This window comes from Amaricoccus solimangrovi (genome assembly GCF_006385685.1).
GTDB lineage: Bacteria > Pseudomonadota > Alphaproteobacteria > Rhodobacterales > Rhodobacteraceae > Amaricoccus > Amaricoccus solimangrovi.
The window spans coordinates 331,727-358,469 of the sequence record NZ_VFRP01000001.1; the positions used below are offsets into that span (position 1 = coordinate 331,727).

27 protein-coding genes are annotated in these 26,743 nt (G+C 71.1%); 20 read left to right on the forward strand and 7 right to left on the reverse strand.

All coding sequences use genetic code 11. The features are described from left to right. Positions 1 to 12 precede the first annotated feature (12 nt). From secF to FJM51_RS01535, 5 genes are all read left to right on the forward strand, one after another. Positions 13 to 975 (forward strand): protein translocase subunit SecF, encoded by a 963-nt coding sequence (gene secF / locus FJM51_RS01515; RefSeq protein ID WP_140452330.1) that lies wholly within the window; start codon positions 13 to 15, stop codon positions 973 to 975. 7 nt (positions 976 to 982) lie between these two features. Next, positions 983 to 1,336: an Mth938-like domain-containing protein gene (locus tag FJM51_RS01520; RefSeq protein WP_140452331.1), complete on the forward strand. Its 354-nt coding sequence runs from the start codon at positions 983 to 985 to the stop codon at positions 1,334 to 1,336. Between the two features lie 114 nt (positions 1,337 to 1,450). Further along, complete coding sequence (locus FJM51_RS01525; RefSeq protein WP_140452332.1) at positions 1,451 to 2,050, forward strand: superoxide dismutase; 600 nt, start codon at positions 1,451 to 1,453, stop codon at positions 2,048 to 2,050. 133 nt (positions 2,051 to 2,183) lie between these two features. Continuing rightward, on the forward strand, positions 2,184 to 3,158 hold the full coding sequence (locus tag FJM51_RS01530; RefSeq protein WP_140452333.1) for an omptin family outer membrane protease: 975 nt from the start codon (positions 2,184 to 2,186) through the stop codon (positions 3,156 to 3,158). Between the two features lie 140 nt (positions 3,159 to 3,298). After that, positions 3,299 to 4,174, forward strand: a complete 876-nt coding sequence (locus FJM51_RS01535; protein WP_140452334.1) for a DUF2189 domain-containing protein — start codon at positions 3,299 to 3,301, stop codon at positions 4,172 to 4,174. 20 nt (positions 4,175 to 4,194) lie between these two features. On the opposite strand, the gene FJM51_RS01540 is transcribed toward FJM51_RS01535, so the two are convergent. Beyond that, on the reverse strand, positions 4,195 to 4,752 hold the full coding sequence (locus FJM51_RS01540; protein ID WP_140452335.1) for an LOG family protein: 558 nt from the start codon (positions 4,750 to 4,752) through the stop codon (positions 4,195 to 4,197). Between the two features lie 145 nt (positions 4,753 to 4,897). On the opposite strand from FJM51_RS01540, the gene FJM51_RS01545 reads away from it, so the two are divergent. From FJM51_RS01545 to FJM51_RS01565, 5 genes are all read left to right on the forward strand, one after another. Continuing rightward, positions 4,898 to 5,995 (forward strand): LysM peptidoglycan-binding domain-containing protein, encoded by a 1,098-nt coding sequence (locus FJM51_RS01545; protein ID WP_140452336.1) that lies wholly within the window; start codon positions 4,898 to 4,900, stop codon positions 5,993 to 5,995. A gap of 91 nt (positions 5,996 to 6,086) precedes the next feature. After that, positions 6,087 to 6,773, forward strand: a complete 687-nt coding sequence (locus tag FJM51_RS01550) for a tetratricopeptide repeat protein (RefSeq protein ID WP_181164406.1) — start codon at positions 6,087 to 6,089, stop codon at positions 6,771 to 6,773. 21 nt (positions 6,774 to 6,794) lie between these two features. Then, the gene (locus FJM51_RS01555) at positions 6,795 to 8,108 is read left to right on the forward strand and encodes a PQQ-like beta-propeller repeat protein (RefSeq protein ID WP_140452338.1); all 1,314 of its coding nucleotides are present in this window, start codon (positions 6,795 to 6,797) and stop codon (positions 8,106 to 8,108) included. A gap of 49 nt (positions 8,109 to 8,157) precedes the next feature. Then, positions 8,158 to 9,609, forward strand: coding sequence for a ribosome biogenesis GTPase Der (gene der / locus FJM51_RS01560; protein WP_140452339.1), 1,452 nt, complete (start codon positions 8,158 to 8,160; stop codon positions 9,607 to 9,609). A 159-nt stretch (positions 9,610 to 9,768) separates the two neighbouring features. Next, positions 9,769 to 10,989: a T6SS phospholipase effector Tle1-like catalytic domain-containing protein gene (locus tag FJM51_RS01565; RefSeq protein WP_140452340.1), complete on the forward strand. Its 1,221-nt coding sequence runs from the start codon at positions 9,769 to 9,771 to the stop codon at positions 10,987 to 10,989. Between the two features lie 97 nt (positions 10,990 to 11,086). On the opposite strand, the gene FJM51_RS01570 is transcribed toward FJM51_RS01565, so the two are convergent. Both FJM51_RS01570 and FJM51_RS01575 read right to left on the reverse strand, forming a co-directional pair. Further along, positions 11,087 to 11,821 (reverse strand): LrgB family protein, encoded by a 735-nt coding sequence (locus tag FJM51_RS01570; RefSeq protein ID WP_233712926.1) that lies wholly within the window; start codon positions 11,819 to 11,821, stop codon positions 11,087 to 11,089. Further along, positions 11,818 to 12,171 (reverse strand): CidA/LrgA family protein, encoded by a 354-nt coding sequence (locus FJM51_RS01575; protein WP_140452341.1) that lies wholly within the window; start codon positions 12,169 to 12,171, stop codon positions 11,818 to 11,820. Before FJM51_RS01575 ends, FJM51_RS01570 begins: the two co-directional genes overlap by 4 nt. A gap of 168 nt (positions 12,172 to 12,339) precedes the next feature. Here FJM51_RS01575 and gpmI point away from each other — a divergent pair, with 168 nt between their 5' ends. Genes gpmI through FJM51_RS01595 form a run of 4 tightly spaced genes read left to right on the forward strand, consistent with a single transcriptional unit; the run spans position 12,340 to position 17,015 of the window. Beyond that, entirely contained in the window at positions 12,340 to 13,866 is a 1,527-nt protein-coding gene (gene gpmI / locus FJM51_RS01580) for a 2,3-bisphosphoglycerate-independent phosphoglycerate mutase (RefSeq protein ID WP_140452342.1), read from the forward strand. After that, positions 13,863 to 15,164 carry a peptidoglycan DD-metalloendopeptidase family protein gene (locus FJM51_RS01585; protein ID WP_140452343.1) on the forward strand — a complete coding sequence of 434 codons (1,302 nt, stop codon included), beginning with the start codon at positions 13,863 to 13,865 and terminating at the stop codon, positions 15,162 to 15,164. Before gpmI ends, FJM51_RS01585 begins: the two co-directional genes overlap by 4 nt. 10 nt (positions 15,165 to 15,174) lie before the next feature. After that, positions 15,175 to 16,518, forward strand: a complete 1,344-nt coding sequence (locus tag FJM51_RS01590; protein ID WP_140452344.1) for a S41 family peptidase — start codon at positions 15,175 to 15,177, stop codon at positions 16,516 to 16,518. Next, positions 16,518 to 17,015: an RNA pyrophosphohydrolase gene (locus FJM51_RS01595; RefSeq protein ID WP_140452345.1), complete on the forward strand. Its 498-nt coding sequence runs from the start codon at positions 16,518 to 16,520 to the stop codon at positions 17,013 to 17,015. The genes FJM51_RS01590 and FJM51_RS01595 overlap by 1 nt, the downstream gene beginning before the upstream one ends. A gap of 45 nt (positions 17,016 to 17,060) precedes the next feature. Here FJM51_RS01595 and efp read toward each other — a convergent pair whose 3' ends face one another. Beyond that, complete coding sequence (efp, locus tag FJM51_RS01600; RefSeq protein WP_140452346.1) at positions 17,061 to 17,624, reverse strand: elongation factor P; 564 nt, start codon at positions 17,622 to 17,624, stop codon at positions 17,061 to 17,063. Between the two features lie 182 nt (positions 17,625 to 17,806). On the opposite strand from efp, the gene FJM51_RS01605 reads away from it, so the two are divergent. Both FJM51_RS01605 and rpsD read left to right on the forward strand, forming a co-directional pair. Further along, the gene (locus tag FJM51_RS01605; protein WP_140452347.1) at positions 17,807 to 19,387 is read left to right on the forward strand and encodes a DEAD/DEAH box helicase; all 1,581 of its coding nucleotides are present in this window, start codon (positions 17,807 to 17,809) and stop codon (positions 19,385 to 19,387) included. Positions 19,388 to 19,544: 157 nt separating this feature from the next. Further along, complete coding sequence (rpsD, locus tag FJM51_RS01610) at positions 19,545 to 20,165, forward strand: 30S ribosomal protein S4 (RefSeq protein WP_140452348.1); 621 nt, start codon at positions 19,545 to 19,547, stop codon at positions 20,163 to 20,165. Between the two features lie 74 nt (positions 20,166 to 20,239). Here rpsD and FJM51_RS01615 read toward each other — a convergent pair whose 3' ends face one another. From FJM51_RS01615 to FJM51_RS01625, 3 genes are read right to left on the reverse strand one after another with little or no spacing between them, the layout of a single operon-like run. Then, positions 20,240 to 20,719 (reverse strand): DUF2127 domain-containing protein, encoded by a 480-nt coding sequence (locus FJM51_RS01615; RefSeq protein ID WP_140452349.1) that lies wholly within the window; start codon positions 20,717 to 20,719, stop codon positions 20,240 to 20,242. A 12-nt stretch (positions 20,720 to 20,731) separates the two neighbouring features. Beyond that, the gene (locus FJM51_RS01620) at positions 20,732 to 21,283 is read right to left on the reverse strand and encodes a phosphatase PAP2 family protein (protein WP_140452350.1); all 552 of its coding nucleotides are present in this window, start codon (positions 21,281 to 21,283) and stop codon (positions 20,732 to 20,734) included. A gap of 38 nt (positions 21,284 to 21,321) precedes the next feature. Next, positions 21,322 to 21,888: a Chromate resistance protein ChrB gene (locus FJM51_RS01625; RefSeq protein ID WP_140452351.1), complete on the reverse strand. Its 567-nt coding sequence runs from the start codon at positions 21,886 to 21,888 to the stop codon at positions 21,322 to 21,324. Between the two features lie 151 nt (positions 21,889 to 22,039). Here FJM51_RS01625 and FJM51_RS01630 point away from each other — a divergent pair, with 151 nt between their 5' ends. The 4 genes from FJM51_RS01630 to msrA all read left to right on the forward strand — a co-directional run bounded on the left by FJM51_RS01630 (position 22,040) and on the right by msrA (position 26,738). Further along, on the forward strand, positions 22,040 to 22,834 hold the full coding sequence (locus FJM51_RS01630) for a class I SAM-dependent methyltransferase (protein ID WP_140452352.1): 795 nt from the start codon (positions 22,040 to 22,042) through the stop codon (positions 22,832 to 22,834). Positions 22,835 to 23,019: 185 nt separating this feature from the next. After that, the gene (locus FJM51_RS01635) at positions 23,020 to 24,447 is read left to right on the forward strand and encodes a homospermidine synthase (protein ID WP_140452353.1); all 1,428 of its coding nucleotides are present in this window, start codon (positions 23,020 to 23,022) and stop codon (positions 24,445 to 24,447) included. Between the two features lie 225 nt (positions 24,448 to 24,672). Then, positions 24,673 to 26,049, forward strand: coding sequence for an MATE family efflux transporter (locus tag FJM51_RS01640; RefSeq protein WP_140452354.1), 1,377 nt, complete (start codon positions 24,673 to 24,675; stop codon positions 26,047 to 26,049). A 26-nt stretch (positions 26,050 to 26,075) separates the two neighbouring features. Then, complete coding sequence (msrA, locus tag FJM51_RS01645; RefSeq protein WP_140452355.1) at positions 26,076 to 26,738, forward strand: peptide-methionine (S)-S-oxide reductase MsrA; 663 nt, start codon at positions 26,076 to 26,078, stop codon at positions 26,736 to 26,738. Positions 26,739 to 26,743: the final 5 nt, after the last annotated feature.

Here is a 26,743-nt window from a genome sequence, read left to right on the forward strand (position 1 = left end):
GAGCTTCCCGCGATGCGTTTCCGTCTCGTTCCCGATACCACCAACATCGACTTCTTCCGCTACATGCGGTTCTGGCTCGCCGTTTCCATCATCGGCGTGATCGGCTCCTTCGTCTCGCTTGCGATCTTCGGGCTCAACTACGGCGTCGACTTCCGGGGCGGCACGCTGATCATGGCGGCGACGCCCGAGGCGCATGAGGTGGGCGAGTTCCGGACGCTGCTGACCGGGCTCGACGTCGGCGAGGTCGGGGTGACCACCGCCTCCGACGCGACCGGGGCGGGGCGCCATGTCGTGCTGATGCGCCTCGGCGTGACGGGAGAGGACGCGACGAACCAGCGCGCGGCGATCGCGACGGTTCAGGGCGCGCTCGACAAGGCCTTTCCGGGCATCACCTACCTGCAGGTCGACAGCGTCGGCGCGAAGGTGTCGGAGGAACTGGTGCGCGACGGGGTGATCGCCGTCCTGCTCTCGGTCGTGGGCATCATGATCTACGTGTGGCTCCGGTTCGAATGGCAGTTCGGCCTCGGCGCCGCCGCCTCGCTGCTGCACGACGCGATCGTGGTGGTCGGCCTGTTCAGCGTGTTCCAGCTCGAGTTCAACCTCACGATCGTCGCCGCGGTGCTGACCGTGCTCGGCTATTCGATCAACGACACGGTCGTGGTTTTCGACCGGGTGCGCGAGGTTCTGCGCAAATACAAGAAGATGCCGCTCCGCGACGTGCTGAACCTCGCCCTGAACGAGACGCTGAGCCGGACGGTCATGACGGTGCTGACCACGCTGCTGGCGCTGATCGCGATCCTGCTCTTCGGCGGGCAGACGGTGCGCGGCTTCGCGATCGCGGTGATCTTCGGCATCCTGATCGGCACCTATTCCTCGATCTACGTCGCCTCCGCCGTCGTGCTCCGGCTCGGCGTCCGGCGCGACTGGGGCGCGCAGAAGGCCGAGGCGGATGCGAAGCGCGACGCGCGGGCCTGAGGCGGGCATGCGCGTCACCGAGGTCCATTATCCGGGCGGCCCGCCGGTCGAGGGCTACGGCCCCGGCTTCTTCCGCGTCGCGGGCGCGGTCCACGAGGGCGCGCTCCTGCTCCTGCCCGACGCGATGGCGGGCTGGGGCGGGTTCGGCGATCTCGCGCCGATCCTGGAACGGAGCGATGCGATCGACGTTCTGCTGATGGGGATGGGGGCGGAGATCCGCGCCCTGCCCGGGGACGTGCGCGCGGCGCTGGAAGGAGCGGGGATCGGTGTCGAGATCATGGCCACCCCGCCGGCCTGCCGGACCTACAACGTCCTGCTCGGCGAGGGCCGCCGCGTCGCCGCCGCGCTGCTGCCGGTGTGAGGCCGCGTCCCGCCGTCCTGGGATGCCAGAAACTTCCCGTCGAGCCTTCCCCCCGACTTCCCGCCGGACTAGAACCGGAGCGGGCGAACTCTGACTGAAAGAAAGGGTACTCAAATGGCCTTCGAACTTCCCGATCTCCCCTATGCTCACGACGCGCTCGCCGGCGCGGGCATGTCGAAGGAGACGCTCGAATTCCACCACGACATCCACCACAAGGCCTATGTCGACAACGGCAACAAGCTGATCGCCGGCACCGAGTGGGAGGGCAAGTCGGTCGAGGAGATCGTCAAGGGCACCTATCAGGCCGGCGCGGTCGCCCAGTCGGGCATCTTCAACAACGCCTCCCAGCACTGGAACCACACCGAGTTCTGGCAGATGATGAGCCCGAATTCCGGCGCGATGCCGGGCGCGCTCGAGAAGGCGCTGACCGAGGCCTTCGGCTCGGTCGACAAGTTCAAGGAGGAATTCGGCGCGGCCGGCGCGGGCCAGTTCGGCTCCGGCTGGGCCTGGCTCGTGAAGGACGGGGACGGCGCGCTCAAGGTCACCAAGACCGAGAACGGCGTGAACCCGCTCTGCTTCGGCCAGACCGCGCTCCTCGGCTGCGACGTGTGGGAGCATTCCTACTACATCGACTTCCGCAACAAGCGCCCGGCCTATCTCACCAACTTCCTCGACAAGCTGGTGAACTGGGAATACGTCGCCTCCAAGCTCTGAGGCTCCCGGACTCCCGCCCCCTCGGCGGGAGTCCACCCGCGGCGCTTCGCCTCGCGCGGGTGGGCTTCTGTCCCTCCGGGGGGTGTGATAGGAGCGACTCTCCCCGGGGTGGGGTGATCGCGTGGGGACATCGATGATCAAGGCGGTTTGTCTGGGCTTGGCGCTGGCTTCCTGCGCCGGAATGGGACTGGCTCAGGACGAGGCCGCCGATACGCCTGCGACGACGGGGCCGGTCAGCGTCGTCTCGGGCACGGCGAACCGCCTCTCCGACCGGCTGAGCCTCGAGACCTACCTCGGCTACCTGAGCGGCGAATCGAATGAATACGTCTACAATAACGGCGCGCGGACCAGCCGGCTGACCTGGACGATCGAGGATGCGATGATCGTCGGCAGCCGGGTCAATTTCGCCGCGACGAACTGGCTCAGCCTCGGCCTCGGCGGCTGGGCGAGCCTCGCCTCCGACAACACGATGGACGACTACGACTGGCTGCGGGACGACATCGACTCCTGGAGCGACTGGTCGCACCATCCGGACACCGACCTGGAACGCGCCTTCGAATTCGACCTTTCGGCCCAGGCACGGGTGCTCGAGTGGCGCGGGATCTGGTTCGACGGGCTGGCCGGCTATCAGGTCCGCAACTACAAATGGCGCGCCTCGGGCGGGCACTACGTCTATTCCGACTATGACTTCCGCGATTCCGAGGGCAATTTTAGCGGGCCGCAGGTGGACTACCAGCAGTGGTGGCGCACGCCCTATCTCGGCGTCGCGGCCGGCTACGCGCTGCCCGGGCTCCGGCTCAGCGGGCGGGTGATCGCGAGCCCCTTCGCCCAAGTCTCCGACAAGGACGTGCATATCGAGAACGGGCAGAGCTTCACCGGCGATTTCGGGAACACGCAGATGGCGGCGGTGACGCTGCGCGCCGAGCACGACCTGACGCCGAGCTGGACGCTGAGCGGCGAGGCCAACTACCAGCGGTTCTGGGAGGCGCGCGGCGACATGACGGTCAACTACCTCAATCTCGACGGCTGGAACAGCGAACTGAGCGACGCCGCCGGGGCGAGCAACGATGCGATGATCCTGTCGCTGGGGCTCAACTACCGCTTCTGATCCTCCCGCGGTCGTGACGCCGGTCGCGGGCGACGCGGCCCTCCGGTTGTGCTAGGGTCGACTCACGCGGGCGGCGGCTCGCGGGGAGATCACAAGCGGTCCGCCGCCCATAACCCTAGAAGAAGGGGGAGGGTAGGTTCATGACAACGACCATCGGCAACCCGCTGTCCTGGAGCGTGGATACCGCGCGGGCGGCGGGGCATCACATCGGCGCGGTCGCCGACCGCGTCGCCAGTCACGACCTGGAGGCGTCGCACGCGCCCCGGGTCAGGCGGATCGGCATCGAGGATCTGCGCGCGGCGCTGCGCGAGGGGGTGGAGGATTTCGCGGCCTGCCGCTCCGACGTGATCTTCCTCTGCCTGCTCTATCCGCTGATCGGCATCGCGATGATCACCGCGGCGCTCAACGGCAACATGACGCCGCTGATCTTCCCCGCGATCGCGGGCTTCGCGCTGATCGGGCCGGTCGCGGGCGTCGGCCTCTACGAGATGAGCCGCCGCCGCGAGATGGGCGAGACGCCGAACTGGGGCGACGCCTTCGGCGTGCTGCGCTCGCCCCGTTTCGGCGCGGTGCTGGTGCTCGGCCTGCTGCACTGCGCGATCTTCCTCGCCTGGATGATCACCGCCTTCTCGCTCCACAACGCGATCATGGGGCCGGCGCGCCCGGCCTCGCTCCTCGATTATCTCGGCACGGTTCTGAGCACCGGGGCGGGCTGGACGCTGATCGTCGTCGGCTGCGGCGTGGGCTTCGTCTACGCCGCGGTGGTGCTCGCGATCAGCGTGGTCTCCTTTCCGCTGCTGCTCGACAGGAACGTCGGCTTGCCCGTCGCCATCGCGACCTCGATCCGCGTCGCGCGCGAAAATCCCGCGACCGTCGCCGTCTGGGGGCTGATCGTCGCGGCGGGGCTCGCCATCGGCTCGATCCCGTTCTTCCTCGGGCTGATCGTGATCCTGCCGATCCTCGGCCACGCGACCTGGCACCTCTACCGCCGCGCGGTCGAGCCCGCGCCGCGCTGAGCGGGGCCCGCGCGCGGGTCTCAGAGATCCGCGCGCAGCGCCGCCATCAGTTCGGGCACCGTGGCATAGACGTCGAGCATCTCGAGAAAGGAGAGCTCGGCGAAGCCGTTCTCCACGAGATGCATGAGAAGCGTGATGAGCGGCGTCCAGTATCCCCTTGTATTGAGAAGATAGACCGGCTTCGCATGCAGGCCGAGCTGGCGCCAGGTCAGCACCTCGAACAGTTCGTCGAGGCTGCCGGGGCCGCCCGGCAGGGTCACGATCGCGTCGGCGTTCATGAACATGACCTTCTTGCGCTCGTGCATCGTCTCGGTGACGACGAAGGCGCCGAGATCGCGCTTGCCGACCTCGCGGCGCAGCAGGTGCTCGGGGATCACGCCGAAGGTGTCGCCGCCGGCGCGGATCGCCGCCCGGGCGACGGCGCCCATCAGGCCGATGTCGCCCGCGCCATAGACGAGGCGGTAGTTCTCCTCCGCCAGCGCGTGGCCGAGTTCGCCGGCCGCGGCGACGAAGGCCGGGTCGTTTCCTTCCCGCGAGCCGCAGAAGACACAGACGGATTTGCGCGCGCCCAGGGGCATCTGGAAATCTCCTCGGCTGGCGGAAGGACCTTTTGCGGCATGTGCCTTTTGTGACAGGCTCATTGGCTAGCAGGTCGCCGGCGCGACGGCCAGACCCGAGGGGGGACCGGTCCGCCGGTGCGAGGGCCGAGGAAAGGACAACCGAATGGACACGACCACCCCTGAGCCCCGACGCCCCGGGCGCGGCCGCGCCGCGCTCGCCATCGGCGCCTGTCTCGCGGTGGCGGTGGTGCTGGTCCAGCTCCTGACCCGCGGCCGGGAGGAACCCGCCGTGACGCCGCCCGCCGCGACGCCGCCGGCCGCGACGCGGGAGGTCGCGACGGGCAAGGTCGCGGCTCCGGCTGACCGGCCCGCGGAGACGGCGGGCGAGACGCCGAGCGTCGAGGTGATGCGCGTCTCGGCCAGCGGCTCCGGCGTGGTGGCGGGCCGGGCGCGGCCTGGCGCCAATGTCGCGGTGCTGGCCGGCGACCGCCCGCTCGCCGAGGTGAAGGCGGACGAGGCGGGCAGGTTCGTGGCGATGTTCGAGGCCGGCGCGTCGGCCGAGCCGCGCGCGCTGACCGTCGAGACGAGGGGGGCGGACGGGACCACCCACCGTTCCCAAGAGGTGCTGGTGATCCTGCCCGGCCACGAGCCCGCCCCGCCCGCCGGCTCGGAAACACCCGCCGGCGCGGCCGCCCCGGGGGCGGAACCGGCGGCGGAACCGGCGGCGGCGCCGGTCGCCGCGACCGCGCTCATCACGCCCGGGACGGCCGAGGTGACGCCCGTGGCCCGGCCCGCGAACCTCGCCGAGGGGCAGGTCGCCTTCGCGAGCATCTCCTATGGCGAGGCCGGCGCGGTCGCGCTCCAGGGTTTCGGCGACCCGGGGGCGGCGCTGCGCGCCTATGTCGACGGCGCGCTCGCGGTCGAGGGGCGGGTCGGTCCCGACGGCCGCTGGACGCTGACGGTGCCCGAGGCGGCGCCGGGCACCTACACCATCCGCGTCGACCAGCTCGACGCGACGGGCCGGGTGGTGAGCCGGACCGAGACGCCGTTCCGCCGCGACACCGGCGGCGGCGCGCCGCCCCGGCCGGGCGAGGTCTCGATCGTGGTCCAGCCGGGCAACAACCTCTGGACGCTGGCGCGGATCCATTACGGCACCGGCATGCGCTACACCCAGATCTTCGAGGCCAACCCGGAACTGATCGCCGATCCCGATCTCATCTATCCCGGCCAGGTCTTCCGCGTGCCGGAATCGGCCCGGTGACCGGCGCGGAGCGGCGCGGCGCCCGGGCCTTCGGGCTTGGCACCGCGCGGGGCGGGCGGTATATCCCGCGCCGGACCGATCGGAGAACGGCGTGAGCCAGAGTGATTCCTTCTTCAACGAGGTGGACGAGGAAGTCCGCCGCGACAGGTTGCGCCGCGGACTGGGCCGTTACGGCTGGCTGATCGGCCTCGTGATCCTCGGACTGGTCGGCGGCGCCGCCTTCGTGGAATGGCGCAAGCACGCCGAGCAGGTGGCGGCTGAGAAGGCCGGCGACGCGCTGCGCGCCGCCTCTCTCGAAAGCGATCCCGCGAAACGCGCCGAGGCGCTCGCCACCGTCGCGGGTGACGAGCCGCGCGCGGCCGCCGTGGCGCGCCTGGCCGAGGCGGGAAGCCAGATGGAGGCGGGCGACACCGGGGCCGCGGCCGCGACGCTCGCGAGCCTCGCGGAGCAGGGCGATACGCCGGAACTCTACCGCTCGCTCGCCGCGCTCTTGCGCGTCATGCTGCTCGGCGACGCGATGGACCCGGCCGAGCGGAACGCGACGCTGGAGACGCTGAGCGACGGCGAGTCGCCCTTCCAGGCGCTCGCGCTCGAGCAGCGCGCGCTCGGACGCCTCGCCGCCGGCGACCGGGAGGGCGCCTTCGCCGATCTCGGCACGATCCTGAAGCTGCCCCAGGCCCCCGAGCAGGTCTCGACCCGGGCGCGGCAGCTTCTCCAGGCCGCGGGCGGCGAGGCGCCGGCGGTTCCGGCCCTTCCGGCCACCCCGTCGGAAGGCTGAGCCGGAACAGGAATTCCCCCGATGCGTCTGAAGATCCCGCATGCCCGCCCGGTTCACCTCGCGCTCGCCGCGGCGCTGCTCGCCGGCTGTTCCGGCGAGGACATCCTGCCGGGCGACCGGATTCCGATCCGTCAGGTCGAGCAGCCGCTGAGCGAGACCGATCCCTCGGCGGTGCGCCCGGTCGCGATCCCGGCGGCGCGGATGAACGCGGACTGGACGCATCACAACGGCTCCGCCGCCGGGCGGCTCGTCAATCCCGCCTTCTCGACGGCGCCGAGCCCGCGCTGGTCGGTTCCGATCGGCGAGGGCGACGCGCGGCGCCGGCGCATCCTGACCGCGCCCGTCGTCGCGGGCGGCCTCGTCTACACGATGGACGCCGGCGGCGTGGTGAGCGCGCTGCGCCAGAGCGACGGCCAGCCGGTCTGGAGCCAGAGCGTCGTGACCCCGGGGCAGCAGGCCGACAACGGCCCGGGTGGCGGCTTCGCCTATGCCGACGGCGTGCTCTACCTGACCACCGGCTTCGGCCAGGTGATGGCGCTCGATCCCCGGACCGGCGGGCGGATCTGGACCCAGACCATGGAAGGCCCGGTCCGCGCCGCGCCGACCGTCTCGGGCGGGCAGGTCTTCGTCGTGGTGCGCGACGATACCGGCTACGCGCTCGACGCGACCACGGGCGAGACCAACTGGATCGTGCGCGGCGTCGGCGGAACCGGGCTTCTCGGGGGCGCGAGCGTCGCGACCGACGGCACGCTCGCGGTCTTCCCCTTCGCCTCGGGCGAGGTGCTCGGCATCGTCGCGCGCAACGGGCTGCAGGTCTGGGGCACCGCGGTGACCGGCGGGCGGCGCGAACTGGCGCGCAACGCCATCGTCGACGTGAGCGGGGAGCCGGTGATCGCCGGGGGCACCGTCTACGCCGCGAACCAGAGCGGGCGGGCGGTCGCGCTCGACGCGGAGACCGGCGAACGGCGCTGGACCGCCTCCGAGGGCGCCTACGGCCCCGCCTGGCCGGTCGGGGGCGCGGTCTTCATGGTCTCCGACGAGGGGGCGCTGCTGCGCCTCGACGCCGCCACCGGACGGGTGATCTGGCGCACGGTGCTGCCGGAATACTGGAACGAGGAAAAGCGGATCGAGGCCATCGCCCATTACGGGCCGATCCTCGCCGGCGGCCGGCTCTGGGTCGCGAGCGGGGACGAGACGCTGCGCTCCTTCGACCCGACGACGGGACGCCAGCTTTCCTCGGTGCCGCTGCCGGGCGGCGCGGGCGCGCCGCCGGCGATCGCGGGCGGCGTGATGTACATCGTCTCGCGCGACGGAAAGCTTCTGGCTTTCCAATGACGGGCGGAGGCGGTAAGGATCGCCTTCCTTCGCGAATGGTTACCGCCCCATGTCCTTCACGCTCGCCATCGTAGGCCGCCCGAATGTCGGCAAGTCGACGCTGTTCAACCGGCTGGTCGGCAAGCGCCTCGCGCTCGTCGACGACCAGCCCGGCGTCACCCGCGACCTGCGCGAGGGCTCGGGCCGGCTCGGGCCGCTGCGCTTCACGGTGATCGACACCGCGGGGCTCGAGGAGGCGACGGACGAGAGCCTGCCGGGCCGGATGCGCGCGCTGACCGAGCGCGCGGTCGACATGGCCGACGTCTGCCTCTTCCTGATCGACGCGCGCGTGGGCGTGACGCCGACCGACCGGATCCTGGGCGAGCTGCTGCGCAAGCGCGCGCCCCAGGTGATCCTCGCGGCGAACAAGGCGGAGGGGCGCAAGGGCGAGCAGGGGTTCTACGACGCCTATGAACTCGGCCTCGGCGAGCCGCTCGCGATCTCGGCGGAGCACGGGATCGGCATGGACGACCTGCTGCGCGCGCTCGAGCCGGTGGCGGAGCGGTTCGAGGACGCGACCGCGATCGTCGACGTCGATCTCGACGAGATCGATGACAGCGTGAACGAGGAGGGCGAGGGCGCGATCCTGCCGCCCGGCCGGCCGATCCAGATCGCCGTGGTGGGCCGGCCGAACGCGGGCAAGTCCACGCTCGTCAACGCGATCCTCGGCGAGGACCGGCTGCTGACCGGGCCGGAGGCGGGGATCACGCGCGATGCGATCGCGGTCTCGGTCGACTGGGACGGCGTGCCGTTCCGGATCTTCGACACCGCCGGGATGCGCAAGAAGGCGAAGGTGCAGGAGAAGCTCGAGAAGCTCTCCGTCTCCGACGGGCTGCGCGCGGTCAGGTTCGCCGAGGTCGTCGTCGTGCTCCTCGACGTGCAGATCCCGTTCGAGAGCCAGGACCTGCGCATCGCCGATCTCGCGGAGCGCGAGGGACGCGCGGTCGTCGTCGCGGTCAACAAATGGGATCTCGAGGAGGAGAAGTCCCACAAGCTCAACGAGTTGCGCGAGGCCTTCGGCCGGCTGCTGCCGCAGCTGCGCGGCGCGCCGATGGTGATGGTCTCGGCGCTGACCGGCAAGGGTCTCGACCGGCTCAGGGCCGCGATCGTCAAGGCGCATTCGGTCTGGAACGCGCGGATCTCGACGGCGCGGCTCAACCGCTGGCTCGCGGGCCAGATCGCGGATCACCCGCCCCCCGCGCCTGGCGGGCGGCGGATCCGGCTGCGCTACATGACGCAGGTGAAGACGCGGCCGCCGACCTTCGTCGTCTTCTGCTCGCATCCCGAGGGGGTGCCGGACGATTACAAGCGCTTCCTCGTGAACGGGCTCCGGCGCGACTTCGACATGCCGGGCACGCCGATCCGGCTCTATCTGCGCGCGGGCGAGAATCCGTACAAGGATCGCAAGAAGCCGAACGTCACCGCGCTCGACAAGCACAAGGCCCGCCGCGTCCGCGACTGACGGCGCCGGGCGCCGCGGTCTCGCCCGGCCATTGATCCTTTCCGGCCATTAACCCTTTGGGGAATACGCGCGCCGCGCGTATCATACCGCCCGCGAGCCGACCATTCCCGGCTGGCGGCGCATCTTCTCATATGCATTTACATATTCGAGGAATTTGCGATGAAGCGGATTGTCGTCTGTTGCGACGGGACGTGGAACCGTCTCGATTCGGAAGAGCATACCAACGTGGGCCGGCTCGCCGCCGCGATCCTCGGCACCGCGACCGGGGCGGACGGGACGCGGGTCACGCAGATCGTCCACCACCTCGACGGCGTGGGGAGCGGACGGGGCACCGGGCGCGCGTCGCAGACGGTGGACCGGCTCTTCGGCGGCGCCTTCGGCTGGGGTCTCGACGCGCTGATCACGGAGGCCTACCGCTTCCTCGCGCTGAACTACGAGCCGGGCGACGAGATCTACGTCTTCGGCTTCTCCCGCGGCGCCTATTGCGCGCGCTCGCTCTGCGGGCTCATCGGCCGGGCGGGCATCGTCGAGCGGCGCCATGCCGACCGGATCGACGATGCGACGCGGCTCTACCGCGATCCGGCGAAAGGATCGGCCAGCGAGGCGGCGCGGGTCTTCCGCGCGCGCTACGCGAGCCATGTGACGACGATCGACGGCGAGGCGGCGTGGCGGGAGCGGGAGGGCCTCGGCGATCATCCCGACCCGGTCCGGCTCCGCCTCGCCTATCTCGGGGTCTGGGACACGGTCGGCTCGCTCGGGGTGCCGAGGGGCCTCTTCGGGATGATGCCCGGCGGCGGGAGGGCGGTGCGCCGCCACAGCTTTCACGACACGAAGCTGAGCCCGCTCGTCGCCGCCGCGCGCCACGCGGTGGCGATCGACGAGCGGCGCTGGGATTTCGAGCCGACGCTCTGGCAGCTCGACGACATCCTGGGCAAGCCGGGGCTCGATCCGGGCGACTATCCGCAGCAGTGGTTTCCCGGCGTGCACGGGGCGGTCGGCGGGGGCGGACCGGACGCGGGGCTCTCCTCGGCGGCGCTGCTCTGGGTGCTGGAGGGGGCGGAGGCGCGGGGGCTGAGGGTCGACGGCGGCATGCGGAAGGCCTGGGTCCGGGAAGCGGCGTTCGACGGGCCGCTCGACGCCGGGCGGACCGGGCGAAGCCTGGCGGACAGGGTCTTCCGCCTGCGCTCGCGCGACCGGACGGCGGTTCCCGGTTTCGACAACGTCTCGGAAACGGCGCGGCGGCGCTGGAAGGGGGTCGCGGCCTATCGTCCGAACCCGCTCGCCGCGCTCCGCGACCGGCTCGACGGCTGGGACGCCGGGGTTCCGGAGGGAGAGGCGACCCCGCCGAGGCCGGGCGAGCCGCCGCTCGCCGCCGAATAGGCGCGGGGGGCGGACCGAGGTCCGCCGCTGCGCGAGGCTGTAGGGCGGACATCTGTCCGCCGCGGGCGCGGGGGTGTGGGGCGGACCGAGGTCCGCCCTACAGGAAGAGGTTCAGCACCAGGATCAGGACCGAGGTCAGCGCGCCGTTCAGCCCGAGCGCGATGCCGGCGAAGGTGCCGGCCTCCTGGCTCACCTGGAAGGCGCGGGCGGTGCCGATGCCATGGCTCGCCACGCCGACCGCGAAGCCGCGCGCGGCGTAGTCGCGGATCCTGAGCGCGTTCATGAGCGGCGTCACGACGATCGAGCCGAAGACCCCGGTCAGCACCACGAGCACCGCGGCGAGCGCCGGGATGCCGCCGATCGTGTCGGTCAGCGCCATCGCGATCGGCGCCGTCACCGATTTCGCCGCGAGCGAGGCGATGACCTCCGACGGCGCGCCGAAGACCCAGGCGATGGCGCAGGCCGAGCCGATCGCGGTCACCGAGCCTGCCACCAGGGCGGCGCACATCGGGAGCAGGTTCGCCCGCACCTGGGCGCGGTTGCGCCAGAGCGGCACGGCGAGCGCGACCGTGGCCGGGCCGAGCAGGAAGTGCACGAACTGCGCGCCCTCGAAATAGGTCTGGTAGGAGGTGCCGGTGAAGCCGAGCAGCGCGATCAGCAGCCCCGCCGAGATCACCACCGGATTGGCGATCGGATTGCGCCGGAACCGGAGCGAGACGAGATCGCCGAGCGAGAAGGCGGCGAGCGTCACCGTCAGCCACAGGAGCGGCGTGGTCGAGAGATAGACCCAGATCCGATAGAGATCGCCCGTATCGGGCAGCGCGCCGCTCACAGGACCGGCCTCGCGGTCAGCCGCGCCACCGCGCGGAAGGTCAGCACCGTCACGACGAGGGTCAGCAGAGTCGAGACGACGAGGGCGGCGGCGATCGCGAACCAGTTCTCCCGGATCAGGCCGATCTGCTGCACCACCCCGACCGAGGCGGGAACGAAGAGCAGCGAGAGATGGCCGAGGATCGTGTCCGCCACCTTCTCGAGCGGGCCGCCGGCGCGGCCCGCGGCCAGCATGCCGAGAAAGAGCAGTCCCATGCCGACCACGGGGCCGGGAAAGACGATGCCGAGCGAGCGGACGAGGAACTCGCCCGCGAGCTGGCAGAGGAAGAGCAGGGTCAGGGCTTGGATCATGGCAGGCTCCGCTGGTCTCGGGAATGGCGCTGTTTCCCGCGGGCCGCGCCGGCGCGCAACCGGCCGCGACCGCGGGTCCGTCATGCGTTCTCGTACCGGTTCGGTTTGCCAACCCGGCGGGGGCAGAGTATTGCTACGCGGCAAAAGGGCAAGAAAGGCAGGTTCGCGATGGCTGGTGTTCGACCCGTCGTGCTTTGCATCCTCGATGGCTGGGGGCTCCGCGCGGAGACCGAGGCGAACGCGGTGGCGCTCGGGAACACGCCGAACTTCGACCGGATCTGGCGGGAATGCCCGCATGCCCAGCTCGCCGCGCACGGCCCCGATGTCGGCCTGCCCGAGGGGCAGATGGGCAATTCCGAGGTCGGGCACATGAACATCGGCGCCGGCCGCGTGGTCTGGATGGACCTGCCCCGGATCGACAATGCGATCGCGGACGGAAGCTTCGCCGCCAATCCGGCGCTCGCGGAATTCATCGCGAAGGTCAGGGCTGGTACCGGCGTCGCGCATATCGCCGGGCTGACCTCGCCCGGGGGCGTGCACGCGCATCAGCGCCACATGACCGCGCTCGCGGAGGCGATGGTCGCCGCGGGGCTGCGCGTCGAGGCGCATTGCTTTCTCGACGGGCGCGACGTGCCGCCGAAATCCGCCGCCGAGCAGATCGCGGCCTTCGAGGCGAGCCTGCCGGAAGGCGCGCGGATCGCGACGATCTCGGGCCGGTTCTACGCGATGGACCGCGACAACCGCTGGGAGCGGGTGGCCGCGGCGGTGGCGGCGATCCTGAGGGGCGAGGGCAAGCACGCGGCGAACGCGGCGGAGGCGGTCGCCGGCGCCTACATGGCCGGCGAGACGGACGAATTCGTGACGCCGACGGTGATCGGCGACTACGCGGGTGTTCGGGACGGCGACGGGCTCGCCTTCGCCAATTTCCGCGCCGACCGCGCGCGCGAGATCCTCGGCGCGCTGATCCTGCCCGGTTTCGACGGCTATGACGTGGGCGCGCGGCCGGCCTTCGCCTCGGTGCTCGGCATGGTCGAATATTCCGACACGCTGAGGGAGCACCTGCTGGTGATGTTCCCCTCCGGCGAGATCGTGAACACGCTCGGCCACTGGGTGGCCACGCATGGCAGGAAGCAGTTCCGCATCGCGGAGACCGAGAAATACCCGCATGTGACCTTCTTCCTCAACGGCGGAGTCGAGGTGCCGGAGGGCGGCGAGGAGCGCTACATGGCGCCGAGCCCGAAGGTACGGACCTATGACCTGCAGCCCGAGATGTCGGAGCCGGAGGTGGCCGAGCATCTCGTCGCGGCGATCCGCTCGGGCGAGATGGATCTCATCGTCTGCAACTTCGCCAATCCCGACATGGTGGGCCATACCGGCTCGCTCGAGGCGGCGATCAAGGCGGTCGAGGCGGTGGACGAGGGGCTGGGCGCGGTGCTGGCGGCGGTCCGGGACATGGGCGGCGCGCTCATCGTCACGGCGGACCACGGCAATTGCGAGACCATGGTCGATCCCGAGACCGGCGGCCCCCATACCGCGCATACGCTCAACCCGGTCCCGGTGATCCTCGTCGGCGGCCCGGAGGGCGCGGGGCTCCGGAACGGGCGGCTTTCCGACCTGGCGCCGACGCTTCTCGAACTCATGGGCATGCCCCGGCCCGCCGAGATGACCGGGCAGAGCCTGATCGTTCCGGCGTGAGGGCTGGCACGCTCTCCCGCGCGCGGCGGGCGCTCGCGGCCTCCGCTCTCGGTCTCGCGCTCGCGCCCGGCGCGCTGGGCGCCACGCCGGCCGAGGACATGGCGGAGGCGGCGAAGCGCATCGACGCCGCCGGCGCCGATCTCGCCGCCGCGTCCGACCCGGCGACGCGGGTCGGCGCGCTGACGCGCGCGATCGGCGCCTATCAGGCCGCGCTCGACATCCTGCGCGCGGGCGTAAGCGGGGCCAATGCGCGCGAGCGCGAGCTCTCGGAGGAGCTCGAGACGCGGCGGAGCGAGATCCAGCACCTGATCGCCGCGCTCGAGACGATGGCGCGCACGCCGCCGCCCGCGCAGGGGATGATCCATCCGGGCGGCCCGGTCGCCGCCGCCCGCGCGGCCGCGACGCTCTCGAAGCTGACGCCGGCGCTGCGCGACGAGGCCGGGGAGCTGGCGCGCGAATACGACGCGCTGACGGAGCTGCGCCGGCTGCGGCTCGACGGCGAGCGCGACCTCGCCACGGGCATCGCCGCGCTCGGCGCCGCGCGGACCGAGCTCGAGGACAGGCTGAGCGACGAGGCGCCGCCGCAGCCGCGCGAGACCGAGGATCCCGCCATGGCCGCGATCCTGCGCGGCAGCGACACGCTGACGACGCTCGCCGCGAAGCTCGCGGCGCAGGGGGGGGGCAAGCGCGTGGCGAGGGACGCGCCGGCGCCGAGGCTGGCCCGGCCGGTGCCGGGCGAGATCGTGCGCCGCTTCGAGGAACCCGACGCCGCGGGCGTGCGGCGGCCGGGGATCACGATGCGCGCCCCGCCGCTCTCGCTCGTGAGCGCGCCCGCTGACGGGATCGTGCGCTACGTCGGGCCGTTTCTGGATTATGGCTATGTCGTGGTGGTCGAGACCGACGACGGCACGCTCGTCGTCCTGGCCGGGCTCGCGCGGGTCCAGGTCGAGACCGGCGCGGCGACGCGGCGGGGCGACCTGCTCGGCCAGCTTGGCGGTCCCGCCTACGAGGGGGCGGACGCCTCGCGGCCCGCGCCCGGCGCGGGGCTCGCGCTCGCGGATCCGGCCGGGGAGGCGGAGGCCGAGGACGGCCCCTCGGCGGCGGAGCTCGCGGAGGATATCGCCGCCGGCGGGGAGGACGGGGACGCGGGACCCGACACCGAAGCGGTGGAGACGGAGGCCGCGCCCGGGGCCGGGGAGGAGCCGGCCACTGGCGCGGACGAGATGCTCTATATAGAAGTGAGGCGCGGACAGGGGCCGGTCGACCCGGCCGGACTGTTCGAGAGCGAGAACGGATAGGAATGGCTCGATGAGAAAATTACTGCTGGCGAGCGCGGCCGGCGCGGTCCTGGGAGTGATTGTCAGCACGCAGTTCGCCGGGCCGCTGGTCGCGCAGGAGGCTGACAAGGACAAGTCGGTCTACGAGGAGCTCGACCTGTTCGGCGACGTGTTCGAGCGCATCCGGACCTCCTATGTCGAGCCGGTGGACGACAAGAAGCTCATCGAGGCGGCGATCAACGGCATGCTCTCGTCGCTCGATCCGCATTCGAGCTACCTGCCGCCGGACGATTTCGACGACATGCAGGTGCAGACCAAGGGCGAGTTCGGCGGGCTCGGCATCGAGGTCACGCAGGAGAACGGCGTGGTCAAGGTCGTCTCGCCGATCGAGGATACCCCGGCGGACAAGGCCGGGATCAAGCCGGGCGACCTCATCACCCAGGTGGACGGGGAGAGCGTCGTCGGCCTCAACCTCAACGACGCGGTCGACCTGATGCGCGGCCCCGTCGGCTCCGAGATCACGATCACGATCCAGCGCGAGGGCACGCCCGATCCGTTCGACGTGAAGCTGACGCGCGAGATGATCAAGACCTCGCCGGTCAAGAGCCAGCTCATCGACGGCGTCGTGGTGCTGCGCGTCTCGACCTTCAACGAGCAGACCTATCCGAACCTCGAGAAGCAGCTCAGGGAGCAGGTCGAGGCCGCGGGCGGCATGGACAAGGTCACGGGTTTCATCCTCGACCTGCGCAACGATCCGGGCGGGCTCCTGAACCAGGCGATCTCGGTCGTCGACGCCTTCCTCGATTCGGGCGAGATCGTCTCGACGCGGGGCCGCGACCCGCGCGACAGCGAACGCTACAACGCGACGCCGGGCGACCTGACCGAGGGCAAGCCCATGGTCGTGCTGGTGAACGGCGGTTCGGCGAGCGCGTCGGAGATCGTCGCGGGCGCGCTGCAGGACCATCGCCGCGCGGTGATCCTCGGCACGCAGAGCTTCGGCAAGGGCTCGGTCCAGACGATCATGCCGGTGCAGGACGACGGCGCGCTCCGGCTCACCACCGCGCGCTACTACACGCCCTCGGGCCGCTCGATCCAGGCGCTCGGCATCGCGCCGGACATCGTCGTCGAGCAGCCGGCCCCGGGCGAGAAGCCCGAGGACGAGGCCGAGGCGCAGCCGACCGTGCCGCAGATGCGCTCCGAGGCGGATCTGCGCGGCGCGCTGACCAACGACCAGCTGACCGAGGACGAGAAGAAGCAGCTCGAGGCGGCGAAGAAGCACCAGGAGGAGACCGCGAAACTGCGCGCCTCCGACTACCAGCTCAGCTACGGCGTCGATCTGCTGCGCGGCATGTCCTTCATGCACGCCGAGAACTGATGGCCGGGGAAACGGCCATCGATCCCGCCGCGCTGCCCTACCGGCCCTGCGTCGGCGTGGTGCTGATGAACCGCGAAGGCCTCGTCTTCGCGGGACAGCGGCTCGACACGCCCGGCGCCTGGCAGATGCCGCAGGGCGGCATCGACAAGGGCGAGGAGCCGCTGGAGGCGGCGCTGCGCGAACTGGGCGAGGAGACCGGGGTCGGGCCGGGGTCGGTCGAGTTCCTCGCGCAGACGCGCGACTGGCTGACCTACGACCTGCCGCCGCGTCTGCTCGGCAAGGTCTGGAACGGCAGGTTCCGGGGACAGCGCCAGATCTGGGCGCTGTTCCGCTTCCACGGCTCGGACGACGAGGTGCGGCTCGACCAGCCGCACCCGGAATTCGGGGAATGGGCCTGGATGCGCCCGGCCGATGTCGTCGAGCGCATCGTCCCGTTCAAGCGCGCGATCTACACGCGCGTCTTCGCGGATTTCGCGGACCGCCTCGCCCCCGGCTGACGGTCCCGGGCGTCCCGGGCCGGGCCCGGGATCGCGGCGCGCGGATCAGGCGCGCTCGACGTATTCCATCGTCTCCGTCGAGACGATGACCGCCTCGCCCTCGCCGACGAAGGGCGGGATCATGATCCGCACGCCGTTGTCGAGGATCGCCGGCTTGAAGCTGTTGGCCGCGGTCTGGCCCTTCACCGCCGGCTCGGTCTCGGTGACGGTGCAGGTCACCTTGTCCGGGAGCTGCGCGTTCAGCGCCTCTTCCTCGTAATACTCGACGACGATGGTCATGCCGTCCTGCAGGAAGGGGCGGCGGTCGCCGAAGATGTCGGCGGGGATCGTCACCTGCTCGAAGGTCTCGGCATCCATGAAGTGGAGCAGGCCGTCGCTCTCGTAGAGGAACTGCTGGTCCTTCTGCTCGAGGCGCACGCGCTCCACCTTGTCGGCCGAGCGGAAACGCTCGTTGAGCTTGCGGTTGTCGCGGATGTTCTTCATCTCGACCTGGGCGAAGGCGCCGCCCTTGCCGGGCTTCACATGCGCGACCTTGACCGCGACCCAGAGCCCGCCGTCATGTTCGAGGATATTGCCCGGCCGAATTTCATTGCCGTTGATCTTGGGCATCGCCGCCAGTTCCATTCATGAGTTGGAAATCGCGGCTCGCTATATGCTGAACTTCGCGCGCTGGCAAGTTGCCGGCACGCGGCCCCAGCGACCCGAGGCCCGTCCCGAGGCCGCGCCTCGCCGGCCGCGCCGCCCTCCGAACCGCCGGAAGCGGGTCGCGTTTCTCCAGTTCATGAGTGACGATGACCCCGATCGAAGGCGTTCCCTCCGCGCTCGCGCTTGCCATGCGCGCGCATGGCTTCACCGGACTGACCGAAATCCAGGCGGCGATCCGCGATCGGCCCGATCCCCGCCGCGACCTCCTCGTCTCCGCGCCCACGGGATCGGGCAAGACCGTCGCGATCGGCCTCGCCCTCGCGCCGGATCTCTCCGAACCCGGTCCGGCGCCCCGCGCGCTGGTGCTCGTCCCCACGCGCGAACTCGCGGCGCAGGTGCGCGGCGAACTGGCCTGGCTCCATCACGCGGCGGGGATACGGGTCGCGCTCTGCGCCGGCGGCGCGGATCCCGGCGCGGAGGCGCGCGCGCTCGGCCGGGGCGCCGATCTCGTCGTGGCGACGCCGGGGCGGCTCCTCGCGCATCTGCGGAGCGGCGCCTTCGATCCGCGCGGGCTCGCCACGCTGGTGCTCGACGAGGCGGACGAGCTGCTCGCCCGCGGCTTTCGCGAGGATCTCGGGCGGATCCTCGCCCGGGCACCGGCGGGACGGCGGCTCTGCCTCTTCTCGGCGACGCTGAGCCCGGCGGTGGTCGCGCTGGCGGCGCGCCACCAGCGCGACGCGCGCAGGGTCGAGATCGCGGGCGGCGCGCGGCCGGGCGTGGTCCACGAGGCGATCGCGGTCGCGGCGGCGGAGCGCGACCGCGTGACGGGCAACCTGCTCTGCCTGACGGATCCCGCGCGCGCGCTCGTCTTCGCCGGGCGCCGCGACGGGGTGGCGCCGCTCGTCCGCCATCTCGAGGGGCGCGGCTTCCGGGCGGTGGCGCTCTCGGGCGCGCTCGACCAGGGCGCGCGCGACGCGGCGCTCGCGGCGCTGCGCGGGGGCGGCGCGCGGGTCTGCGTCGCCACCGACCTCGCCGCGCGCGGGCTCGACCTGCCGGGGCTCGATCTGGTGATCCACGCCGATCCGCCGGTCTCCCCGGAGGCCCTGGCGCATCGCTCGGGCCGGACCGGGCGGGCCGGGCGGGCCGGGCACGTGGTCCTGCTCGCGCCCCCGTCCGGGCGGCGGCGGCTCGTGGCGCTGGCGCGGCGGGCGGGGATCGCGCTCCACTGGCGGGCCGAGCCAGCCGCGGAGGAAGTCGCGGCGCGGGAGCGCGCGCGGCTCCTCGGCTCGGTCGGGGCGGAAGCGCCGGAGGCCGCGGGGTCCGACGCGGCGCTTCTCGAGGCGCTGCGCGGGCGGGGCGCGCACCACCTGGCGCGCGCGTTCGCGGCGGGCTGGCACGCCGCGCGGCCCCGGTTCGCGCCACCCGCCACGCCGTCCGCCGCCCCATCCGCCGCCCCATCCGCCCCGCCGTCCGCCGTGCCACCCGCCGCGCCGGCCGGTGGCCCGGTCTGGTTCAGCCTGAACCGGGGCGGCGGCCAGGGCGACCTGCGCCGGCTGCTGCCGCTCATCCGCCGGATCGGCGGCGCCCGGCGCGAGGATATCGGCCGGGTGCGGGTCTTCGCCGCCGAGACGCATTTCGAGGCGCTGGCCCCGGCGGTCCCGGGCTTTCTCACCGCGCTCGGCCGCGAGTCGGACGGGCCGGCGCTCCGCCTCCTGAGCGGGCATTGACATCGCCCGCGCGATCGGTAGAAGGGCGCGGCTCGCCATCCGTTGGGTTGGCGGGATCGACTGGCGTTCGCGGACCCCGCAAGGGGAAACCTGTCGGCGAGGGGCAACCCTCGGCAAAGGAGGACGCCGCCCATATTCTGACGGATAGGAAGAGACCGTGACCAAGCGCACGAGTGCGAAATACAAGATCGATCGCCGCATGGGCGAAAACATCTGGGGCCGTCCGAAGTCCCCGGTGAACAAGCGTGAATACGGCCCCGGCCAGCACGGCCAGCGCCGCAAGAACAAGATGTCGGACTTCGGCACCCAGCTCCGCGCGAAGCAGAAGCTGAAGGGCTACTACGGCGACCTGACCGAGAAGCAGTTCCGCAAGATCTACGGCGAAGCCGAGCGGATGCGCGGCGACACGTCGGAGCAGCTGATCGGCCTGCTGGAGCGCCGGCTCGACGCGGTGGTCTACCGCGCGAAGTTCGTGCCCACCATCTTCTCCGCGCGCCAGTTCGTGAACCACGGCCATGTCCAGGTGAACGGCCGCCGGGTCAACATCGCCTCCTACCAGGTGAAGGAAGGCGACGTGATCTCGATCCGCGAGAAGTCGCGCCAGCTCGCCATCGTGCTCGAGGCCGCGGGCTCGGCCGAGCGCGACACGCCGGAATACCTCCACGTCGATCACTCGAAGATGACGGCGGAATTCGTCCGCACCCCGGCGCTCTCGGACGTGCCGTACCCGGTGATGATGGAACCGAACCTCGTCGTCGAGTTCTACGCGAAGAACTGATCTCCGGTCCCGCGAGGGATACCGGGAAGGGCCGTCCCTCGGGGCGGCCCTTTTTCGTCGCGCGGCGCGACCGCTCAGGCGCGGGGCGCCGGGGCGCGGTGGCGCCACTCGTGCCAGACCAGCCAGCAGACCACGAGATCGAACACCGTCAGGACGATCAGCGCCGGCGCGTGGGTGTAGGAATAGCGGTAGAGCTGGTAGAGGATGAAGACGCCGAGCGCCGCGAGCGAGAGCGGATAGGCGAGCGGCTTTTCCCTCAGGAGGCCGAGGACGAGCGCGATCTTTATCGCGCCATGGCTGATCAGGTAGAAGGCGTAGAAGTTCTCCGTCGCCCCGGTCAGGCTCTGCGCGGCGCCGAGCAGATGCGTCGCCACGAAATCCCGCGGATCCTCGGTGAGTTCCTCCCGCGTGAGCAGGTTGACCCAGGAGAGGATCGTCGCCGTGCTCACGAGGTAGAAGAACAGCCCGCCGACGATCTCGATGAGCGCATGGGCCCCCTTGAGGAGGATGCTGACCTCGAAGGTCTGGTGGATCCTGTTCTCGGGGATCTTCATGGAGGCCGATCCCTACAGGATCCCCGTCACGATCCGGTCGAGGCGCGTGCCCTCCGTGTAGAGCCGCGCGACGAGGAGCGCCGCCAGGACCGCGGTGAGCGCCCCGCCCAGCACGTCGCCCGCGTAATGCGTGCCGACATAGATCCGCGAGAAGCAGACGAGCAGCGCGGCGAGCCCGAAGGCAAGCCCCATCCGCCGCGTGCCGTGCAGGAGGAAGGCCGCGGCGATCGCCACGGTCGCCGTGGCGTGATCGGAGGGGAAGGACACGTCCGCGCTGCGCTCGATCAGCAGCCGGCTCACGCCCGCGTCGTAGGGGCGGACGCGGTGGACGAGATGGACGATGATCTGGTTGAGGAAGAGGCCGAGCAGGAAGGTGAGCCCGGCCGCCACCAGCACGTGGCGCGAATGCCGCCGGTCCGCGCCCCGCCACCATCGCAGCGCGACCGCGAGGACGAGGAGCGGCACGCCGATCCTCGATGTCCAGATCATCAGCGCGTCGAAGGCGGCGGAGCCGCCCGCCAGCCCGTTGATCGCCCGCGTCAGCGTCACGTCGAGATGATACATTCCCGTCCTTCCTGTTGTCCCGTCCCCCGGGAAAAGCCTCAGCCGCGCCCGTCCTCGGGGGCGGGGCGGTTCTCGTCATGCGCCTCGAAGACGCGCCGGGCATAGTCGTCGAGCATGGCCTTGCTCCGCGCCAGCCGCTCCCCGGCCAGCGCGCCGAGATCCGCGCCGTGGAAGTCGAGCTTGCGGATCTTCTCGAGCCAGTTCTCGAGCTTGCGGAACTCGGCATCCTCCTCCTCGAGTTCCGCGTAGGTGAACTTCGCGATCCGGATCTCCTTCTCGATCTCCCGCTGGAACGCCTCGCACTTGCCGAGGAACTCGCGGTATTCGTCGTCGCGGTCGGCCTTGAACCGCTCGACGACCTTGGCATGCTGCGCCGCGTCGAGCCCGTGGGTCCGGAGCAGGATGCACTCTCCCCGGATCTCGCCGATCTCGTTCTCGATGATCTTCAGCCGGCGCAGGTGGTCGTCCGTCGCGGGCAGCAGGCAGACCCCGCTCTGCAGGTAGACCGCCCCCAGCCCCTTCAGCCGCCGCCACAGGCTGACCCGGCGCGAGGTCGGCTCGCTCGGAACCTTGTAGACGAGAAGCAACCAGTGGATGTCGTCCATGACCACGCTCCCGACGATTCTGTTGTAACCACCGTTACATTCCGACACCCGTCCGCGTAACTCACAACTGCGTGTTCCCCCGCCCCCGGCGCGGGGAGGGCGTTTCGTGCTATGATCGCGGCCACCTGCCCCTTGAGGAAAGGAGGACGTCATGCGTGAGGAGGAGGAGGCCAGGAAAGGCCAGATCACGGCCGAGGCGGCCAAGGTCTACGAGGATTTCTTCGTTCCGGCGCTTTTCGGCCAGTTCGGACCCTGGCTCGCCGAGGCGGCCGGGATCGGCGGCGGCCGGGTGCTCGACGTCGCGACCGGGACCGGCGTGGCCGCCCGCGCGGCGCGCGACCGGGGCGCCGCGGTGACGGCGGTGGATATCAACGAAGGCATGCTGAGCGTGGCGCGGCGGCTCGCGCCGGGGATCGAGTTCCTGCGGGCGGCCGCGGAGGCGCTCCCCTTCGGGGAGGACGCGTTCGACGCGGTGACCTGCCAGTTCGGGCTCATGTTCTTCGACGACCGGAGCCGGGCGCTCACCGAGATGGCGCGGGTCTGCCGCCCCGGCGGCCGCGTCGCCGTCGCGGTCTTCGCAGGCTGGCGCGAGTCGCCGGGCTATCGCGACCTCATCCCGCTGATCGGGGAGATCGTCGGGGCCGAGGCCGCCGAGGCGCTGAAGGCGCCGTTCGTGCTCGGCGGCGCGGGCGTGCTGGAGGCGCTGCTGGCGGAGGCGGGGCTCGGCGGCGCCGCGGTTTCCGAGCGGATCGGCCGGATCCGCCACGCGTCCCTCGACGCCTGGCTCGACACGGAGATCGGCGGATGGACGCTGGCGAGCATGGTCGACGCGCCGACCCTCGCGGCGCTGAAGTCGGCCGCGCGGGACAGGCTTTCCGCCTGTTGCCAGCCCGACGGCGCCGTCTCCTTCGATGCCCCCGCCCGCTTCGCCGTCGCGACGGTGTGAGGCGGGCCGGAGGGAAGCGCGCCGGATCACGCCGCGCGTTCCGGACGGCGCCGGGGGGACAGGCGGTCCCTGACCCGCGTCGGCCGGGATTTCCGCGCCCGCCGCGCTTTCCTTCCGCGCCGAAATTCCTATGGTGGCGCCGGGTGCCGGCGGGGCCGGCGGGGATGCAGGGGAGTGCCCAGGAAGTGACGCGGACCTATCCGAATTATGGCCGGATCGACGGGCCGATCGTGATCATCGGCTTCGGCTCGATCGGGCAGGGGACGCTGCCGCTCATAGAGCGGCACTTCACCTTCGACGCGGACGACGTGCACGTGATCGAGCCATCGGACGAGCACAAGACCTTCCTCGAGCAGCGCGGCGTGCATTTCGTCCATACCGAGCTGACGCGCGACAACTATCGCGCGCTGCTCGGGCAGTTCTTCGCGGGCGGCAAGGGATTCTGCGTCAACCTCTCGGTCGACACGAGCTCGCTCGACATCATGAAGCTCTGCCGCGAATTCGGCGTGCCCTACATCGACACGGTGGTCGAGCCCTGGGCCGGGCACTACTTCGACCTCTCGCTGACCGACGCCGACCGCACGAACTACGCGCTGCGCGAGACGGTGCGGCGGGAGAAGGCGGCGAACCCGGGCGGCACCACCGCCGTCTCCTGCTGCGGCGCCAATCCCGGCATGGTGTCCTGGCTCCTGAAGGAGGCGCTGCTCGTCCTCGCGCGCGACACCGGCCAGGACGCGACCCCGCCGAAGGACCGCGCCGGCTGGGCGAAGCTCATGCAGTCGCTCGGCGTCAAGGGCGTGCATATCGCCGAGCGCGACACCCAGGCCGGGCGCGACGCGAAGCCGCTCCACACCTTCGTCAACACCTGGTCGGTGGAGGGCTTCATCTCCGAGAGCTTCCAGCCCGCCGAGCTTGGCTGGGGCAGCCACGAGAAATGGTTCCCGCCGAACGGCCACCGGCAGGAAAAGGGCTGCAAGGCGGCGATCTATCTCGACACGCCGGGGCTGCTCACGAAGGTCCACACCTGGACGCCGGAGGCCGGGCCGCAATACGGCTTCCTCGTCACCCATAACGAGGCGATCTCGATCTCGGACTACTACACGGTGGGCGAGGGCGACACGCCGGAATTCCGGCCGACCTGCCACTACGCCTATCACCCCTGCGGCCAGGCGGTGCTGTCGCTCCATGAGATGCTCGGCGCGGGCAAGGTCCAGGAGGCGCAGAAGATCCTCGACGAAAACGAGATCCTCTGGGGCGAGGATTGCCTCGGCGTGCTGCTCTACGGCCATGAGAGGAACGCGCTCTGGTACGGCTCGCGGCTCTCGATCCAGGAATGCCGCGACCTCGCGCCGTTCCAGAACGCGACCGGGTTGCAGGTGACGAGCGCGGTGCTCGCGGGCATGGCCTGGGCGCTGCGCCACCCGACGTCCGGGATCGTCGAGACCGACGAGATGGACCATGCCTTCTGCCTCGACGTGATGCGGCCCTATCTCGGCCGGATCGAGGGGCATTACACCGACTGGACGCCGATCTCGACCCGCTGGGCGCAGTTCGCCGAGGAGATCGACGAGAGCGATCCCTGGCAGTTCCAGAACGTGCTCGCCACCTCCTGACGGGCGCCCCCCGCCGCTCGCCGCCCGAGCGGGCGGGGAACCGCCTGTGGAAGAAATCCGCCGAGAAGAAAGTCTCCGCTCGCCAAACGGCGGGCGGAGCATTAGTATCGTCCGATACCCCGCGCATTTGTCAGGTTAATTCGTGCATCCAGTATCCCCGCGCGCGACGCGCTCCCGGTTCCCACACGGCCGCTCTACTCGTATGGCGAGCAAGGAGGCGCGCTGATGCCCCAGGCCCGCTTCCTCGAAGGCTCGACGATGAGCCATGTGATCCGGATGACGCTGACCGGCGCCGCCGCGCTCACCTTCATGTTCCTGATCGACACGGCGACGCTCTTCTGGATCTCGCGGCTGCGGGACGAGGCGCTGATGGCCGCGCTCGGCTTCGCCTGGACGATCCAGTTCTTCATCATCTCCACCGGCATCGGCCTCGCGATCGCCACCACCGCGCTGGTGAGCCGCGCCTTCGGCGAGGGCGACATCGCCGGCGCCCGGCGACTCGCCACCGCCTCGGTCGTGATCACCCTCGCCTCGCAGGTCCTGCTCGTCGTCGCGGTCATGCTCTGGCGGCGGACGATCCTGCATTACGCGGGCGCGAGCGGGGCGACGCTCGACATCGCGGACCGCTTCCTCGTCATCACGCTGCCGTCGATGCCGCTGATGGCGATCGGCATGTGCGGCGGCGCGATCCTGCGCGCGATCGGCGACGCCTGGCGGGCGATGCTGGTCACGATGATCGCGGGCATCGTCGCGATGCTGCTCGATCCGGTCTTCATCTTCTGGCTCGACCTCGGCATCGACGGCGCCGCCTGGGTGATGCTGATCGCCCGTGTCGGCGTCGGCGTGCTCGCGCTCTGGTATCTGATCGGCGCGCACCGGATCCTCGGCCGGGTCGGGCCGGGCGATCTGAAGGCGATCCTCCATCCGTTCGGCCTGATCGCGGTCCCCGCGATCATGACGCAGATGTCGACGCCCTTCGGCAACGCGCTGCTCACCCATTTCATCGCCGCCTTCGGCGACGGCGCGGTGGCGGGCTTCGCGGTGATCTCGCGCCTCACGGTCCTCGCCTTCGGCGGGATCTTCGCGCTCTCGGGCGCGATCGGCGGCATCCTCGGCCAGAACTACGGCGCGGGGCTGATGCCGCGCGTGCGCCGGGTCTATCGCGACAGCGTGCTCTTCTGCTTCGCCTATACGCTCGCCGCCTGGGCGATCCTGTTCGCGACGCGGGAGCGGGTGGTGGAGCTCTTCCGCCTCGGCCACGAGGGCGCGGTGGTGATCGACGCCTTCGTGGGCATCGCCGCCGGCGGCTTCGTCTTCACCGGCGCGCTCTTCGTCGCGAATTCCGCCTTCAACACGCTTGGCAAGCCGCTCTGGTCCACCGGTTTCAACTGGGCGCGCGACGGCTTCGTGCTGCTCCCCTTCGCCTGGGCGATGTCGCGCGCCTTCGGGGCGCCGGGCGTGCTCTACGGCCAGGCGGCGGCGGGGGTGGTCGTCGGCACGATCGCGGCCTGGGCTGGCTGGCGCTTCGTCGCGGGGCTCATGCCCGCGCGGCTCGGCGTCTTGGAAACCGGCGCCGAGGACCTACATCATCGCGCGAGATGAACCCCCGCGATGAAGGAGACACGGGCATGGTATTCGGCCTCTTCAAGCCGCGTGAAATGCCGGCGAGGGGCGAGGCCCTGCCGGGCCGCCCCGACCCGATCCCGACCGCCGAGACGCATTTCGTCAACCACCGCGCGCTCCAGGGGCCGGTGCCGGACGGGTTCGAACGGGCGATCTTCGGCATGGGCTGCTTCTGGGGCGTCGAGCGGATGTTCTGGCGCCAGCCGGGCGTCTGGATGACGGCGGTCGGCTACGCCGGCGGCGAGACGCCCAACCCGACCTATCAGGAGGTCTGCACCGGGCGCACCGGCCACAACGAGGTGGTGCTCGTCACCTACGACCCGTCCGTGACCAGCTACGAGGCCTTGCTGAAGGTGTTCTGGGAGGGCCACGACCCCACGCAGGGCATGCGCCAGGGCAATGACCACGGCACGCAGTACCGCTCCGGCATCTATACCTTCACCCCGGAGCAGGCGGACGCGGCCGAGGCCTCGAAGGCGGCCTTCCAGGCGCGGCTGACCGGGGCCGGCTACGGGCCGATCACCACCGAGATCCTGCCGGCGGCGGAATTCTACTACGCCGAGGACTACCACCAGCAGTATCTGGCGAAGAACCCCGGCGGCTATTGCGGCATCGGCGGCACGGGCGTGAGCTGCCCGATCGGGCTCGGCGCCGCCGCCGGCGCCTGACTCGC

Bases quoted from the DNA above. Each gene is read 5' to 3' on its own strand.
- msrA (WP_140452355.1), top strand. From the start codon at position 26,076: ATGGTATTCGGCCTCTTCAAGCCGCGTGAAATGCCGGCGAGGGGCGAG.
- FJM51_RS01640 (WP_140452354.1), top strand. From the start codon at position 24,673: ATGCCCCAGGCCCGCTTCCTCGAAGGCTCGACGATGAGCCATGTGATC.
- FJM51_RS01540 (WP_140452335.1), bottom strand. From the start codon at position 4,752: ATGCCCCTGGGCGCGCGCAAATCCGTCTGTGTCTTCTGCGGCTCGCGG.
- FJM51_RS01615 (WP_140452349.1), bottom strand. From the start codon at position 20,719: ATGAAGATCCCCGAGAACAGGATCCACCAGACCTTCGAGGTCAGCATC.
- FJM51_RS01620 (WP_140452350.1), bottom strand. From the start codon at position 21,283: ATGTATCATCTCGACGTGACGCTGACGCGGGCGATCAACGGGCTGGCG.
- gpmI (WP_140452342.1), top strand. From the start codon at position 12,340: ATGGCTGGTGTTCGACCCGTCGTGCTTTGCATCCTCGATGGCTGGGGG.
- FJM51_RS01520 (WP_140452331.1), top strand. From the start codon at position 983: ATGCGCGTCACCGAGGTCCATTATCCGGGCGGCCCGCCGGTCGAGGGC.
- FJM51_RS01525 (WP_140452332.1), top strand. From the start codon at position 1,451: ATGGCCTTCGAACTTCCCGATCTCCCCTATGCTCACGACGCGCTCGCC.
- FJM51_RS01535 (WP_140452334.1), top strand. From the start codon at position 3,299: ATGACAACGACCATCGGCAACCCGCTGTCCTGGAGCGTGGATACCGCG.
- FJM51_RS01565 (WP_140452340.1), top strand. From the start codon at position 9,769: ATGAAGCGGATTGTCGTCTGTTGCGACGGGACGTGGAACCGTCTCGAT.
- efp (WP_140452346.1), bottom strand. From the start codon at position 17,624: ATGCCCAAGATCAACGGCAATGAAATTCGGCCGGGCAATATCCTCGAA.
- FJM51_RS01605 (WP_140452347.1), top strand. From the start codon at position 17,807: ATGACCCCGATCGAAGGCGTTCCCTCCGCGCTCGCGCTTGCCATGCGC.
- FJM51_RS01630 (WP_140452352.1), top strand. From the start codon at position 22,040: ATGCGTGAGGAGGAGGAGGCCAGGAAAGGCCAGATCACGGCCGAGGCG.
- FJM51_RS01575 (WP_140452341.1), bottom strand. From the start codon at position 12,171: ATGATCCAAGCCCTGACCCTGCTCTTCCTCTGCCAGCTCGCGGGCGAG.
- FJM51_RS01530 (WP_140452333.1), top strand. From the start codon at position 2,184: ATGATCAAGGCGGTTTGTCTGGGCTTGGCGCTGGCTTCCTGCGCCGGA.
- FJM51_RS01590 (WP_140452344.1), top strand. From the start codon at position 15,175: ATGAGAAAATTACTGCTGGCGAGCGCGGCCGGCGCGGTCCTGGGAGTG.
- FJM51_RS01595 (WP_140452345.1), top strand. From the start codon at position 16,518: ATGGCCGGGGAAACGGCCATCGATCCCGCCGCGCTGCCCTACCGGCCC.
- FJM51_RS01555 (WP_140452338.1), top strand. From the start codon at position 6,795: ATGCGTCTGAAGATCCCGCATGCCCGCCCGGTTCACCTCGCGCTCGCC.
- der (WP_140452339.1), top strand. From the start codon at position 8,158: ATGTCCTTCACGCTCGCCATCGTAGGCCGCCCGAATGTCGGCAAGTCG.
- FJM51_RS01545 (WP_140452336.1), top strand. From the start codon at position 4,898: ATGGACACGACCACCCCTGAGCCCCGACGCCCCGGGCGCGGCCGCGCC.
- secF (WP_140452330.1), top strand. From the start codon at position 13: ATGCGTTTCCGTCTCGTTCCCGATACCACCAACATCGACTTCTTCCGC.
- FJM51_RS01625 (WP_140452351.1), bottom strand. From the start codon at position 21,888: ATGGACGACATCCACTGGTTGCTTCTCGTCTACAAGGTTCCGAGCGAG.